This is a genomic window from Tardiphaga sp. (assembly GCF_028290495.1).
In the GTDB taxonomy this organism is placed as follows: Bacteria; Pseudomonadota; Alphaproteobacteria; order Rhizobiales; family Xanthobacteraceae; genus Tardiphaga.
Genome location: NZ_JAQGJT010000136.1, coordinates 1 through 12,683 on the forward strand (window position 1 = coordinate 1; position 12,683 = coordinate 12,683).

Annotated in this window: 14 protein-coding genes; 4 read left to right on the forward strand and 10 right to left on the reverse strand. The window is 63.8% G+C overall.

The genetic code is table 11. The features are described 5' to 3' along the window. Nucleotides 1–139 precede the first annotated feature (139 nt). Nucleotides 140–1,543, reverse strand: coding sequence for an FAD-dependent oxidoreductase (locus JWQ24_RS20375; RefSeq protein ID WP_299811977.1), 1,404 nt, complete (start codon nucleotides 1,541–1,543; stop codon nucleotides 140–142). A gap of 193 nt (nucleotides 1,544–1,736) precedes the next feature. On the opposite strand from JWQ24_RS20375, the gene JWQ24_RS20380 reads away from it, so the two are divergent. Next, entirely contained in the window at nucleotides 1,737–2,624 is an 888-nt protein-coding gene (locus tag JWQ24_RS20380) for a YiiX/YebB-like N1pC/P60 family cysteine hydrolase (RefSeq protein WP_299811979.1), read from the forward strand. A gap of 4 nt (nucleotides 2,625–2,628) precedes the next feature. On the opposite strand, the gene JWQ24_RS20385 is transcribed toward JWQ24_RS20380, so the two are convergent. From JWQ24_RS20385 to JWQ24_RS20395, 3 genes are all read right to left on the reverse strand, one after another. Continuing rightward, nucleotides 2,629–3,480 carry a carbohydrate ABC transporter permease gene (locus tag JWQ24_RS20385; RefSeq protein ID WP_299811980.1) on the reverse strand — a complete coding sequence of 284 codons (852 nt, stop codon included), beginning with the start codon at nucleotides 3,478–3,480 and terminating at the stop codon, nucleotides 2,629–2,631. A gap of 8 nt (nucleotides 3,481–3,488) precedes the next feature. Beyond that, nucleotides 3,489–4,361 (reverse strand): sugar ABC transporter permease, encoded by an 873-nt coding sequence (locus JWQ24_RS20390; protein ID WP_299811982.1) that lies wholly within the window; start codon nucleotides 4,359–4,361, stop codon nucleotides 3,489–3,491. 191 nt (nucleotides 4,362–4,552) lie between these two features. Further along, nucleotides 4,553–5,929 carry an ABC transporter substrate-binding protein gene (locus JWQ24_RS20395; RefSeq protein ID WP_299812030.1) on the reverse strand — a complete coding sequence of 459 codons (1,377 nt, stop codon included), beginning with the start codon at nucleotides 5,927–5,929 and terminating at the stop codon, nucleotides 4,553–4,555. Between the two features lie 213 nt (nucleotides 5,930–6,142). Here JWQ24_RS20395 and JWQ24_RS20400 point away from each other — a divergent pair, with 213 nt between their 5' ends. Beyond that, complete coding sequence (locus JWQ24_RS20400) at nucleotides 6,143–6,895, forward strand: sulfate transporter family protein (RefSeq protein WP_299811985.1); 753 nt, start codon at nucleotides 6,143–6,145, stop codon at nucleotides 6,893–6,895. 159 nt (nucleotides 6,896–7,054) lie between these two features. Here the strand turns inward: JWQ24_RS20400 and nth are convergent, their stop codons facing one another. Continuing rightward, on the reverse strand, nucleotides 7,055–7,786 hold the full coding sequence (gene nth, locus JWQ24_RS20405; RefSeq protein WP_299812032.1) for an endonuclease III: 732 nt from the start codon (nucleotides 7,784–7,786) through the stop codon (nucleotides 7,055–7,057). Nucleotides 7,787–7,808: 22 nt separating this feature from the next. Between nth and JWQ24_RS20410 the strand changes: the two genes are divergently transcribed. Both JWQ24_RS20410 and JWQ24_RS20415 read left to right on the forward strand, forming a co-directional pair. Beyond that, the gene (locus JWQ24_RS20410; protein ID WP_299811987.1) at nucleotides 7,809–8,327 is read left to right on the forward strand and encodes a DUF2244 domain-containing protein; all 519 of its coding nucleotides are present in this window, start codon (nucleotides 7,809–7,811) and stop codon (nucleotides 8,325–8,327) included. Between the two features lie 81 nt (nucleotides 8,328–8,408). Further along, complete coding sequence (locus JWQ24_RS20415; protein ID WP_299811989.1) at nucleotides 8,409–9,290, forward strand: bifunctional helix-turn-helix domain-containing protein/methylated-DNA--[protein]-cysteine S-methyltransferase; 882 nt, start codon at nucleotides 8,409–8,411, stop codon at nucleotides 9,288–9,290. Between the two features lie 157 nt (nucleotides 9,291–9,447). On the opposite strand, the gene JWQ24_RS20420 is transcribed toward JWQ24_RS20415, so the two are convergent. The 5 genes from JWQ24_RS20420 to JWQ24_RS20440 form a co-directional block, all read right to left on the reverse strand. Next, on the reverse strand, nucleotides 9,448–10,071 hold the full coding sequence (locus JWQ24_RS20420) for a 2,3-bisphosphoglycerate-dependent phosphoglycerate mutase (RefSeq protein WP_299811991.1): 624 nt from the start codon (nucleotides 10,069–10,071) through the stop codon (nucleotides 9,448–9,450). A gap of 17 nt (nucleotides 10,072–10,088) precedes the next feature. After that, nucleotides 10,089–10,904, reverse strand: coding sequence for a 4-hydroxy-tetrahydrodipicolinate reductase (gene dapB, locus JWQ24_RS20425; RefSeq protein ID WP_299811993.1), 816 nt, complete (start codon nucleotides 10,902–10,904; stop codon nucleotides 10,089–10,091). Nucleotides 10,905–11,024: 120 nt separating this feature from the next. After that, entirely contained in the window at nucleotides 11,025–11,327 is a 303-nt protein-coding gene (locus JWQ24_RS20430) for a DUF1330 domain-containing protein (RefSeq protein WP_299811995.1), read from the reverse strand. A gap of 22 nt (nucleotides 11,328–11,349) precedes the next feature. Continuing rightward, on the reverse strand, nucleotides 11,350–12,060 hold the full coding sequence (pyrF, locus tag JWQ24_RS20435) for an orotidine-5'-phosphate decarboxylase (protein ID WP_299811997.1): 711 nt from the start codon (nucleotides 12,058–12,060) through the stop codon (nucleotides 11,350–11,352). A gap of 6 nt (nucleotides 12,061–12,066) precedes the next feature. Beyond that, a complete protein-coding gene (locus JWQ24_RS20440) occupies nucleotides 12,067–12,645 on the reverse strand; it encodes an NAD(P)H-dependent oxidoreductase (RefSeq protein ID WP_299811999.1) in 579 nt (192 codons plus the stop codon). Nucleotides 12,646–12,683 lie beyond the last annotated feature (38 nt).

The window sequence follows — 12,683 nt, forward strand, 5'->3', positions numbered from 1 at the left end:
CGTGCCGGGCGACGACCCGGAAGTGACCGATGACAACTGGCGCGAGGGCGCTGCGAAACATTTTTCCGGCAGGATCGTCATCGCGAAGGACCTGATGCAGCTCACACTGCCGGTATAGCGCGCAGCAGACCCGGCGCGGCTACTCCGCGCCGATCCCGCTCGAGCGCGACCGCCGCTTCGCCGGCCGCGCCGGCTTCACGGGCTCCGCCTGCTTCAGCGGCGCAAGCCGCGCCAGCGCCGCTTCCGCCGCGCGTTCGCCGCTGTCCCAGGCGCCATCGACGGTGCCCCACAGCGTCTCGTGGGTGGCTTCGCCGGCGAGAAACAGATTGCCTATCGGCTCGGTGAGCACGCGGCGCGAGCCCTGGCCGCCGGGCGCCGCGCCGGACATTGCGCCCTGGATGAACGGCGCCGCATTCCAGTTGGTCGCGGCCTGTCGCTTCACCGCCTTCTTGATATCGCTGCCGAACAGTTTCGTCAGCCATTCCACCGCAAAGCCCGCCATGGCCCCCTCGCCTTGCAACGCGAGGCCGCGGCCGAAGCCGCCGGCGACATCGACCGTACATAACGAGGTGCCGCCGATATTGGCGAACAGTGCGCCGGTCCGCGCATCCATGCTTTGCTCGATCATGAGCTCGTCGCGGCCAAGCCCGAGCGGATTGCCGTCGAGCTGCAGCGCGATGCGATCATAACTGCCGAGGCCGAGCTTCGACGCCGCATCGAGCTGGCGCTTCGGCAGCTCGGGCGTGAATTTGATAGCGCCGGACGCCAGCAGGTTCGATGACACCGTGAGGATGACGCCGCGTGCCGCAATCCGGCCGCTCGGCGTTTCCACGCCGATGTCGCGCCCGCTCCACGTCACCCGCGTCGCCGGGGTCGACAGCGCCACCGGCACGCCGTCGCTGAGCTTCACCATCAGCGTGCCCAACCCCTGCCGCGTCGCGACGGCAACCGTGCGGTCCTGCGCACGGAACTGGTCCAGCGCCGAGAGGTCGCGGAGGTCCTTGCCGGTAGCATAGCCGCCGAGCACGAAATCGATGGTGCCGGCCCAGTCGCCGAGATCCTTCGGCAGTGCTGCGGCGCAGGACACATCGCCCTTGCGCGCGGCCTCGTCGATGGCGCGGTTGCCGCGCACCAGGGTCGCCAGCAGGTCCTCGGTCTCTCCGGCGCGCGCATTGCGGCGACCGATCCGCAGGCGTTGCGCAGGCGGCGACGGGGCGACGTCAATGCCGGCCGGCCGCGCCAGCTTGAGCAGCACATTGGTGTCCGGCGAATGCAGCCAGCGCGCGCCGCGGTCGAACGGCGCCTCGAAGGTGGTGGCATCTGTGGCGCAGCGGCCACCGATCTGGCCGGAGGCCTCCAGCACGATCACCTTGCGGTTTGCCGCCATCACCCGGCGCGCCGCGGCGATGCCGGCAGCGCCAGCGCCGATCACCACGATGTCCGCCTCCCGCGGCAGCGGCGCGGCCCAGGCCCTTGCGCCGAACAGCGGCGCCAGCGTCAATGCCGCCGAGGCCGACAGCAGATCGCGGCGGGAAATTGTCATGGCATGGTTTCCGAAACTTTGTGATGCTAGAGAACGTCCCGCGAACTTGCCGTATCCGGATAGGCCCAGCAACTCTCATGGTGAATCAGGCGTAAGCAATGCCACGAAGGCATGAACCAAATTGAAATGGTGTGGGCGCAGCATCGAGACCGGGAAAAGCGGTCGATACGAACCGCATGGGGGAGTGAACAAGATGGGCATCATGCTCGATACGGTCGGACAATGGATCGCGGCCTATCTGCAGAAGGAAGTGCCGGGCTACGAGCCGTTCACGCCGAGTGATCCGGAACGGCTGCACAACGTCATCATGGGAGGCGACGTGCTGCTGGTCGAAGGCAACAACCGCGTCTCCGGCATCATCAAATACCTCACGCAATCGACCTGGTCGCATGCCGCGCTTTATGTCGGGCCGATCGAGGGCGCCAATGAGCCCGACGGCGAGCCACATGTGCTGATCGAGGCCAATATCGGCGAGGGCGTCACCTCGGCGCCGCTGTCGAAGTATTTCCCGTATCATACGCGCATGTGCCGCCCCGTCGGGCTGTCCTTCGAGGACCGCCACACCGTGTGCCGCTACGCTATCAACCGGATCGGCTTCGGCTACGATACCAAGAATATCGTCGACCTGATGCGCTTCCTGATCCCGCTGCCGGTGCCGCAACGCTGGCGCCGCCGCATGATCGCGTTCGGCTCCGGCGATCCCACCAAGATCATCTGCTCGGCGCTGATCGCGCAAGCGTTCGACGCAGTGCGCTATCCGATCCTGCCGAAGATCACCCGTGGCGGCAGCCGGAAGGCGCGCCGTGAAATCCTGCACATCCGCGATTCCTCGCTGTACATGCCGCGCGACTTCGACATCTCGCCCTATTTCGAGATCGTCAAGCCGACCATCGCGCTCGGCTTCGACTACACGGCGCTGCACTGGGCCGACAAGCAAAAACCGCTCCGGGAGGTAGCGGACTCCTTCGGTCCCTTTCCCGAAACGGGCACAGCACCGCCGCCGCTCGGTCCTGAAGCGGCTGAGCCGGAAGCGGAGATTTCTGGCGAAGGGGTGAGAGCCCGGATTCGGTTGGTCGCGTGAGCGCCTAAGACTTCACCGCGCCCGCCGTCAGCCCGCCGACCATGTAGCGTCGGAACGCATAGTACATCGCGGCCGGCGGCAGCGCGTAGATCAGACCCGTCGTCATCAGCAATTCCCAGGGCGAATCGTCGGCGGCCAGAAAGTTTCCGAGCGCGACCGGCAGCGTGATCTCGGTGTCCTTCGACAGCAGCAGGAAGGCGTAGAGATATTCGTTCCATGCCAACAGCACCGCATAGGTGCCGATCGCCACCAATGAGGGCAGCATCAGAGGCAGGTAGACCAGCCGGAACAGCTGCATCGGCGTGGCGCCATCCATGATCGCCGCCTCGTCGAGTTCGACCGGGAGCTTGTCGGAGGCCTGCTTCAGCACCCAGATCGCATAGGGCGAGGCGATCGTCACCATCGCCAGGATCAGTGACCAGTGATTGTTGAGCAGGCCGTAGGTGCCCATCGTACGGTACATCGGGACGGCCAGGAACGCCGCCGGGATGAAGTAGGTGAACAGCGCGAGGTTCATCACGGTGCGTCCGCCGGGCACGCGCAGCCGCGAGATCGCGAACGCCGCGCAGGTCGCGACAAACAACGTCAGCGCGCCGACCGCCAACGCTATCACCGTCGAGTTCCAGAACTGCGCCCAAAAGTCCCGCAGGAAATAGTGCTGCTGGCGAAACACGATACCGAAATTATGCAGCGTCGGATGATCCGGCCATAATTTTCCGGCGAAGGCGTCCTCCTTCGGCGAGATCGCGAACAGCACCAGATGGTAGATCGGCAACATCGTCCAAATCAGCACGGGCAAGCCGATCAGCAGCAACTTTGCCTCGGTGCCGACATCGCGCAGCGACAGGCTTTTCATGGCGCTTTTCATCGGGAAAGCCGTTTCATCATGAAATACACCAGCGACAACACCAGCGGCAACGCGCAGACGATCGCGGCCATCGCCAGATCGAGCTGGTCGAGCCGGAGATAGCGGATGCCCAACGTCGCCAGCACATGCGTGAGATCGGCCGGACCGCCGCCGGTCAGGAGATAGACGCTGTTGAAATCGCCGAGCGTCCAGATCATCGAGAGCAACGTGCAAGTCAGATACAGCGTGCGCATCGACGGCCAGGTGACGAAGCGGAATTTCTGCCAGCCATTGGCGCCATCGACCTCCGCAGCCTCAAACTGGTCCTGCGGGATAGCCAACCGCCCGGTCATCAGAATCAGCGTCCAGAACGGCAGTGATTTCCAGATGTGCATGCCGATCGCCATCGTCAGCGCAATCGCCGGATCGTTGAGCCAGTTTGGACCGTCCTCGCCGGTGAACTTGAAGATCAGGTGATTGACCACGCCCCATTCGGGGTTGAACATGAAGCGCACCGACAGAATGGTCGGGATCGATGGCACCGCCCAAGGCAGGATGAACAGCACCGACAGCCAGCGGATCCAGGCGCGCTGCTGGATGAAGAAGCCGGACAGCGCCAGTGCGATCAGCATTTTCAGATTGATGCCGATCACCAGGAAGATCAGCGTATTGATCGCCGCGCGCGCGAAGATCGGATCGTTGTACAGCGCGACATAGCTCGCCGGATGCCGCGCCAGCCACAGCCCGTAGCTGACGGGGTAGACGACGAAGGCCAGAAACACGAGCAGATACGGCGTCAACAGCGCCAGCCCCCACACAAGCGGCGTCGACAGCCGCGACGCCCACGGTCGCCTTGTTGCTTCAGGAGTAGAGAGCGTGATTGCCGTCATGGCATGCCCTGCAGATGTAGTTCAACATAACCGAAAACGGTCATTCCGGGACGCGACAGACGGCGAAGCCGGATGGCGCAGGCCCGGAACCCGGAGATGGTGTTGAACATCTCTGGGTTCCCCGCCACTCCAATTGGAGTGGCTTAGGTTCGCTCGCGGCTTGCGCCGCTCGCGCCCCGGAACGACACAGTTTATCCCGCCACCTGCTTGATGCGCGCGATCAGTTCGTCCACCGCCTTATCGACCGGCACCTTCTCGCTGACCACGCGGTTCATCGCCTTGGCCCAGACGTTCTCGTTGTTCAGAATCGTGAACTTGTAGTTCTTGACGAAATCGAACGTCGAGGTGCCCGCGGTGAACTGGTTGTAGACCGCCTTGCGATGCCGGTCGGCCTGCCAGAACGGGCTGGCCTGCCCCGCGATCGTCACCGGAAACCAGCGGCCGAGCGCGCCTTCGACATAAGGCTGCAGGTTTTCCTCCTGCAGCAGGAATTTGACGAACTCCTTGGCCTGCGGCTTGTTCTTCGAGGCGCTGAAGATCATGCCGGTCTTGACGTCCGAGCGGTACTTGATCGGCGTGCCATCCGGCTTGGCGGGGAATGCTGCAGTGACGATGGTTTCCTCATAGGCCTTCTTGCCGGCGGCGCGCTGCTCCGGCGTGAGTGCCTGGTTTTGCGAATCCTCGTACCACTTGCCCGCGATCGAGATCGTGAAGTTGTGCGTCATCAGGACCGTCTTGTTGTGGAAGGCGACGTTGTTGTCGGGGTCCTTCCACGTCGTCGAGGACGGCGGCGAACAGCCTTTGATGTAGGTGTCGGTATAATCCCTGAGCGCGCCGATCAGCCCTTCGCGCACCTTGGGATCGTCCACCAGCAGCTTGCCGTCGTCGTCGACCAGCTTGACGTTGTACGCATCCATGAAGGTGTAGAAGGACTGGAAGGAGTCAGTGGATTCCACGCCCATCGGCTGGCCGACGCCGTAAGCGCGCGACCCTGATGCCTTGCGATAGGCCGGCTGTGCCTTGTCGCACCAGAACGACCAATAGCCCTTCCAGTCGGTCGGGATATCGCTGACCTTGAAGCCGGCCTGCTCCAGCATGTCGCTCCAGATCTGCACATGCATCGACTGCTGCTTCAGCGGGAAGCCGTAATAGGCCTTCTTCTTGGTGACGTCGTTATAGAGGAACGCGGTCTCGACGGTGTTCGGCGCGAAGGCCGATTTCATCGGGGCGAGAATGTCGGTGAGGTCCTCGAGCTTGCCCTCGAACGCCCATTTGCCGGACGCCTGCACGTCATAAGTATCGGCATAAGCGACATCCGGCGGCGTACCGGAATCCAGCGCGGCCACCGTCTTCGGGATCATGTCCTGGATGGCGTATTGCGACAGCTCGACCTTGATGCCGGTCTTCGCCTCGAACTTCTTGATCGCCGCGATCAGCGAATCGTCTTCCGAACGGTAGAAGCCCTTGCTGAACCAGACGGTGATCTTCTCCTCCGCGAAGGCTGGCGCCGCGGCCTGCAACAGGCCGATGGCGGCAACAGTGAATGCAAACGGACGCGCGAACTTGATAGCCACGATGCTTCCCCTCCCTGACGGTTGTTTTTTGGCAGAGTACTGCAATAAGGCCGGCCGTCCAGAAAAGTCGTTGCTGCGATGCAAGCGCCTGCGACGCGCCGTGAACGCCACACCGCGTGCGACGGGTTCCGCAAGGTGCCGGGACGCCCTTGCCGAAGCCCCGCTCCGTCGCTAGTTCTGCAAGCCTATCAACGCAAGGGATGCCGCATGTTCACCGCCGCCGCCAAGGCGCTATCGCAGATCCTGTCGCCGCCGATGCGCAGCATCCTGTGGAAGTCGATCGGGCTCGCGCTGGTGCTGATCGTCGTGCTCGGCATCGGCATGCAGCGGGGGCTTAGCTGGCTCGCCACGTCCGGCGAGGTCTGGGCCGAGCAGGTGCTCGGGCCGGGCTTCCACACCACGCTGGATATTTTCGCCTGGATGCTGTCGATCGCCGCCGGGCTCGGCGTGCTGGCCGGCGCTATTTTCCTGATGCCGGCGATCACCTCGCTGGTCGCCAGCGTATTCGTCGATGACGTCGCCGATATCGTCGAGCGCGAGCACTATCCCGCCGAGCGCCCGGGCACCGTTCTGCCATTCGGCATCGCCGCCACCGAAGGCATCAAGACCGCGTTGCTCACCATTCTGGTCTACCTGATCGCGCTGCCCTTCGTGTTCCTCGCCGGCGCCGGCTTCATCGTGTTCTACATCGCCACCGCATGGTTGCTCGGCCGCGAATATTTCGAACTCGCCGCAATGCGGTTTCGCCCCCCCGCCGAAGCCAAGGCGATGCGCCAGGCGCACGGCATGACGGTATTCATCGGCGGGTTGATCATCGCCGCCTTCGTCTCGATCCCGATCGTCAACCTCGCCACGCCTTTGTTCGGCATGGCCTTCATGGTGCATCTGCACAAGAAGCTGAGCGGCCCGCGGCCGGAACTGATCGAGCCGACGCGGCGGGAAAGAATTCCGGTAGCTTAGGCAGAGACCCTCCACATCATTGCGAGGAGCCAACGGGTCCGGCTTCGCCGGCCCGATGATAAACTCCGCGACGCGGCAATCCAGAAGGCCTCAAGCGCGAAAAGAGCTGGATTGCTTCGTCGCAAGGGCTCCTCGCAATGTCTTGGATAGGACGGAGCGCTACGCCACCGTCTTTTCCGGCCAGCGGCACAGGTCGTTGATCAGGCACACTTCGCAGCGCGGTTTTCGCGCCAGACAAGTGTAGCGGCCATGCAAGATCAGCCAGTGGTGCGCGTGCATCATGAACTCGCCGGGGATCACCCGCACCAGCTCGAGCTCGACGTCGAGCACATTCTTGCCCGGTGCCATGTTGGTGCGATTGCCGACGCGAAACACATGGGTGTCGACCGCCATGGTATGCTCGCCAAAGGCCATGTTGAGCACGACATTCGCGGTCTTGCGGCCGACGCCCGGCAGGGACTCCAGCGCCTCGCGGCTGCGCGGCACCGCGCCACCAAATTCGGCGATCAGCTTTTCGGACAGCGCGATCACGTTCTTCGCCTTGGTGCGAAACAGACCGATGGTCTTGATGTAGTTGCGCACTTCCTCCTCGCCGAGGTCGATCATCTTTCGCGGGGTGTCGGCGATAGCGAACAATGCGCGGGTCGCCTTGTTGACGCCGGCGTCGGTCGCCTGCGCCGACAGCACCACCGCGACCAGCAGCGTAAATGGATTGACGTGTTCGAGCTCGCCCTTCGGCTCCGGATTGACTTTGTGAAAGCGCGCAAACGCCTCGTGCACCTCGGCCGCCGTCCAGGGCTTCAGCTTCTTCGGCTTTTTCGCCGGTGCCGGCTTCGCAGCCAGAGATTTGACGACGGATTTGGCGGGCAACTTGCGGGTGATTTTCGGCATCATCGGGATATACTGGCAGCCGATGACATCGGGCAACGTTTTTGACGATAGCGCGGAGCCGGAACTGTTCTCGGCGCTGCTGCGTCCGCATCGCGCGTTGAGCCGCAACGGCTTTTTCGTGCTGATGGGTTTTGTCTGCGCGGTCTCGTTCGCCGCCGGGCTGACCTTCCTGATCATGGGCGCATGGCCGGTGCTCGGTTTTTTCGGCCTCGACGCGCTGGCGATCTACTGGGCGTTTCGCGTCAATTACCGCCGCGGCAACGCCACCGAGCAAATCACGGTCACCCCGTCAGAGATCCGCGTGAGGCGGGTCAGCCATCGCGGCCATGTCGTGGAATGGATTCTCAATCCGCTATGGGTGCAGATCGAACAGGTCAGCCACCCTGAATTCGGCATCGAGCAGCTGTTCCTGGTCTCGAAGGGCCGCCGCATCTCGATCGCGCGGTTTCTCGGAGCCGAGGAAAAGGCGAGCTTCGTCAAGGCGTTGATGGCGGCGCTGCAGGCTGCCAAACGCGGCCCGACGTATAATCCGCTGACATGATGCTCCGTCGGAAATCGGGTGGTCCTCCGTCCCGGCCAGAGCTACACCGGGAGTATGATCAACCTTGCCAGAAACATCGTCATGACTGATCCGCAACTGAGCCGGCCGGGCGCGCAGGACGCCGCATTGCGCGACTATGACAGCGTACGCCGCGCCATCGGCTACATCTCGGACCACTGGCGCGCGCAGCCGGCGATCGAATCCATTGCGGAAGCCGCCCATGTGACGCCGGACGAGTTGCATCATCTGTTCCGGCGCTGGGCCGGGCTGACGCCGAAGGCCTTCATGCAGGCGCTGACGCTCGACCACGCGAAAAGCCTGCTACGGGATTCCGCCAGCGTACTCGACGCCGCGCTGGATTCCGGCCTGTCCGGGCCGGGCCGGCTGCACGATCTGTTCGTGACACATGAGGCGATGTCGCCGGGCGAATGGAAGACCGGCGGCGCCGGCATGGAATTACGCTACGGCTTCCACCCCTGCCCGTTCGGCACGGCGATCGTGATCTCCAGCGAGCGCGGCCTCGCCGGCCTCGCCTTCTCCGACCCCGGCGAGGAAAAACCCGCTTACGAGGACATGGCGCGGCGCTGGCCGCGCGCGACGTTCATCGAGGACCACGCCGGCACGGCCGCGATGGCGCGGCGCATCTTCGACGCCAGCCTGTGGAATCCAGAACAGCCGCTGCGCGTGCTGCTGATCGGTACCGACTTCGAGGTTCGGGTGTGGGAGACGCTTCTGAAAATCCCGATGGGCCGCGCCGTCTGCTACTCGGACATCGCGCAGAATATCGACAGCCCGAAGGCGTCGCGCGCGGTGGGCGCGGCAGTCGGCAAGAATCCGATCTCCTTCGTGGTGCCGTGCCACCGCGCGCTCGGAAAATCCGGCGCACTGACTGGCTATCACTGGGGCATCACGCGGAAGCAGGCGATGATCGGCTGGGAGGCGGGTCAGGTGGGAGCGATTTAGCTGTCATTCCGGGGCGCGAGAGCAACAGCTCGAGCGAACCCGGAATCCCGATCTGAGGCGATGAACATGTCGGGATTCCCCGCCACTCCAATTAGAGTGGCTGAGGTTCACGCCCATCCGGCTTCGCCGTCTGCGCGTACCCCGGAATGACAGTGTTTCAACCTGCGAGATCGAGCTTCGACGCCACCGTGGCGTCCGCATTAAGCCGGTAGATGATCGGCATGCCGGTCGCCAGTTCGCGGGCGAGAATGCCTTCCGGCGACAGCTTCTCCAGCACCATGATCAGCGCGCGCAGCGAGTTGCCGTGGGCGGCGACCAGCGTGCGTTCGCCGCGGAGCACACATGGCAGGATTTCCTGCACGTAATACGGCAGTGTACGGGCCAGCGTGTCCTTCAGGCTTTCGCCGCCGGGCGGCGGCACGTCATAGGAACGGCGCCAGATGTGAACCTGTTCTTCGCCCCACTTCTCGCGGGCGCCGTCCTTGTTGAGGCCGGAGAGATCGCCGTAATCGCGCTCGTTGAGCGCCAGGTGACGGGTGATCGGCAGACCGGTCTGGCCCATTTCTTCCAGCGCGAGATCGAGTGTCTTCTGCGCGCGCGACAGTGCCGAAGTGAAGGCGATATCGAAGGTCAGCCCCTGCGCCTTCAGCTTGCGGCCGGCCTCTCTGGCTTCAGCGACTCCCTTCTCGGTGAGGGCGGGGTCCTTCCAGCCGGTGAACAGGTTCTTCAGATTCCATTCGCTCTGGCCGTGACGCACGAGGACGAGAAGACGGTCGTTCATTAAGTCATTCCGATCTATTAGAAATCGCCGAGCCCGAGGACATCGACCATCGAATACAGTCCGGGCTTCTTGCCGTGCGCCCACATCGCTGCCTTCAGCGCGCCATGCGCGAAGATCATGCGATCCTCCGCCTTGTGCGAAATCTCGATGCGCTCATAGGGGCCGGCGAAGATCACGGTGTGATCGCCGGTGACGGTGCCGCCGCGCAGTGAGGCAAAACCGATGTCGCCGGTCTTGCGCGCGCCGGTGATGCCATCGCGGCCGCGCGCCGAATTCTCGGCCAGCACGATGCCACGACCGGCGGCCGCGGCTTCACCCAGCAAGAAGGCGGTACCCGACGGCGCGTCGATCTTGGCCTTGTGGTGCATCTCGAGGATTTCGATATCGAAACCATTATCGAGCGACTGCGCCACGCGCTTCACCAAAGCGGCCAGCAGGTTGACACCGAGGCTCATATTGCCGGCCTGCACGACGATCGCCTGCTTGGTCACGCTCTTGATCACCGCATCATCCGACGCTGACAGACCGGTAGTACCGATCACATGGACGATGCCGCGCTGGGCGGCGATGGCGACATTGGCGATGGTCGCGGCGGGCACTGTGAAATCAAGGATACCGTCGGCCTCCTTCGACATCGTCCACAGGTCGGCCGACAGCTTGACGCCGTTTTCCGGCAGGCCGGCCAGCGTGCCGCAATCCTGGCCGAGCAGTTCGGACGTCGGCGCTTCCAGCGCGCCGACCACGGTAGCGCCGCGGGTATCGGCAATCGCGCGGATCAACGCCCGACCCATCCGGCCACCAGCACCTGCAACGATCAATCGCATGTCGGTCATGTCACGCCTTTCAAGTTCTACTGGCGATATAACGGTGCAGCGGCCCTGCGGCAACACGAAGTGGACATTTTGCCCTCTCAGCCGCCATTGCGGGGAGAGGGCGGTGCGCAGACCTTATCCTTACGGCTGCGGACCGTCATAGCCCTCGATGATCACCAGGTCGCCTTCGGAATGCGGCGCGCGCATTGCCACCAGCCGCTGGTATTCCGTGGAATTGTAGCAGGCCAGAGCGGTGGCGTAGTCCTTGAACTCCAGCACGACGTTGCGCGAGCGCGAGGAGCCCTCGCGGGTCTCAAGCTGCCCGCCGCGCACCAGAAATTTGGCGCCGAACTGGTGAAAAACCGCGCCGTTCTGCGCGACGTATTCCTTGTAGCCATCCATGTTGTGCACATCGATGCGCGCGATCCAGTAGCCCTTGGCCATCGTTCTCTCCCTTGTTGTTTTGCTAACCCAGCGCCGTCGTGATCTCGGCGACGATCGCCTCCGCCGCCGCCTTCGGATCGGCCGCGGCCATCACCGGGCGGCCGACGACGAGATAGTCCGAGCCCTCCTTGATCGCGCGGGTCGGTGTCATGATGCGCTTCTGATCGCCGGTGCTGGAGCCCGCCGGCCGGATGCCGGGGGTCACCAGGCACATGTCCGGCACGATCAGCTTGCGCAAATTGGCGGATTCTTCGGCCGAACAGACGATGCCGTCGACGCCGAGCGCCTGCGCCTGCTGGGCTCGAACCTCGACCAGATCGCGAACGCCGAGCTGATAACCGGCAGCCTTGAGGTCGTCGTTGTCGTAGGAGGTCAGCACGGTGACGGCGAGGATCTTCATCCCCGAACCGCGGCTCGCTTCCACCGCGGCCTGCATGGTCTGCGGATAGGCATGCACGGTGAGAAAGGTCGCGCCGAGCTTCGCCACGCTACTGACGCCGCTTCCGACGGTGTTGCCGATGTCGTGCAGCTTGAGATCGGCGAACACCTTCTTGCCGGCGTCTGCGAGCTTGCGGATCAACGGCAGTCCACCGGCGTAACCGAGCTGGTAGCCGATCTTGTAAAACGTCACGGCGTCGCCGAGCCGTTCGATCATCGCTTCGGCGGCTTCAACATCCGGCAGATCCAGCGCCACGATCAGGCGGTCGCGCGGGTCAGGTATTTCAATCGTCATCTCGTCTCACTTCATCTGCTGCGCGACATCGACCAGCTGCCGCAGCATCGCTTGCAGCGCACCGATATCGGCCGGGTGTTTCAGCCGGTCCATGTCGTCATAAGCGCCGTCCGCAAAGGACAGTGCCAACTGGTTGGGGATCACGAGCGCGCGACACGACGACAGCACCAGACGCAGCGCCTGCAGGCAGCGCGTGCCGCCGAGCTTGCCGTTAGAGGCCGCGGCGATCGCAAACGGCCGCTCGCGATACACCTGCCCCCTAGCCTCGCTGGCATCCTGCACGCGCGAAACCCAGTCGATCGTGTTCTTCAGCAAAGGCGGCAGCGAGGCATTGTATTCAGGGGTGACGATCAGCACGCCGTCATGCGCCTGAAACATGCGCTTGAGGTTGATCGCGTGCTTCGGCACGCCGTCCTGGCTCTCAAGGTCGCCGTCATAGATCGGCAGGGGGAAATCACCGAGCGAGATTTGGGTGACATCGACATCGAGGCGCGCGAGCCCGTCTACGGCGGCAGCGGCCAGCCTCGCATTGAGCGAGCCGGTGCGCAGCGAGCCGGGAATGACGAGAATTTTCAGCGTGGCCATGAGTCCGATCGCGTGTCAGCGCAGGCCCGCCAATCGCG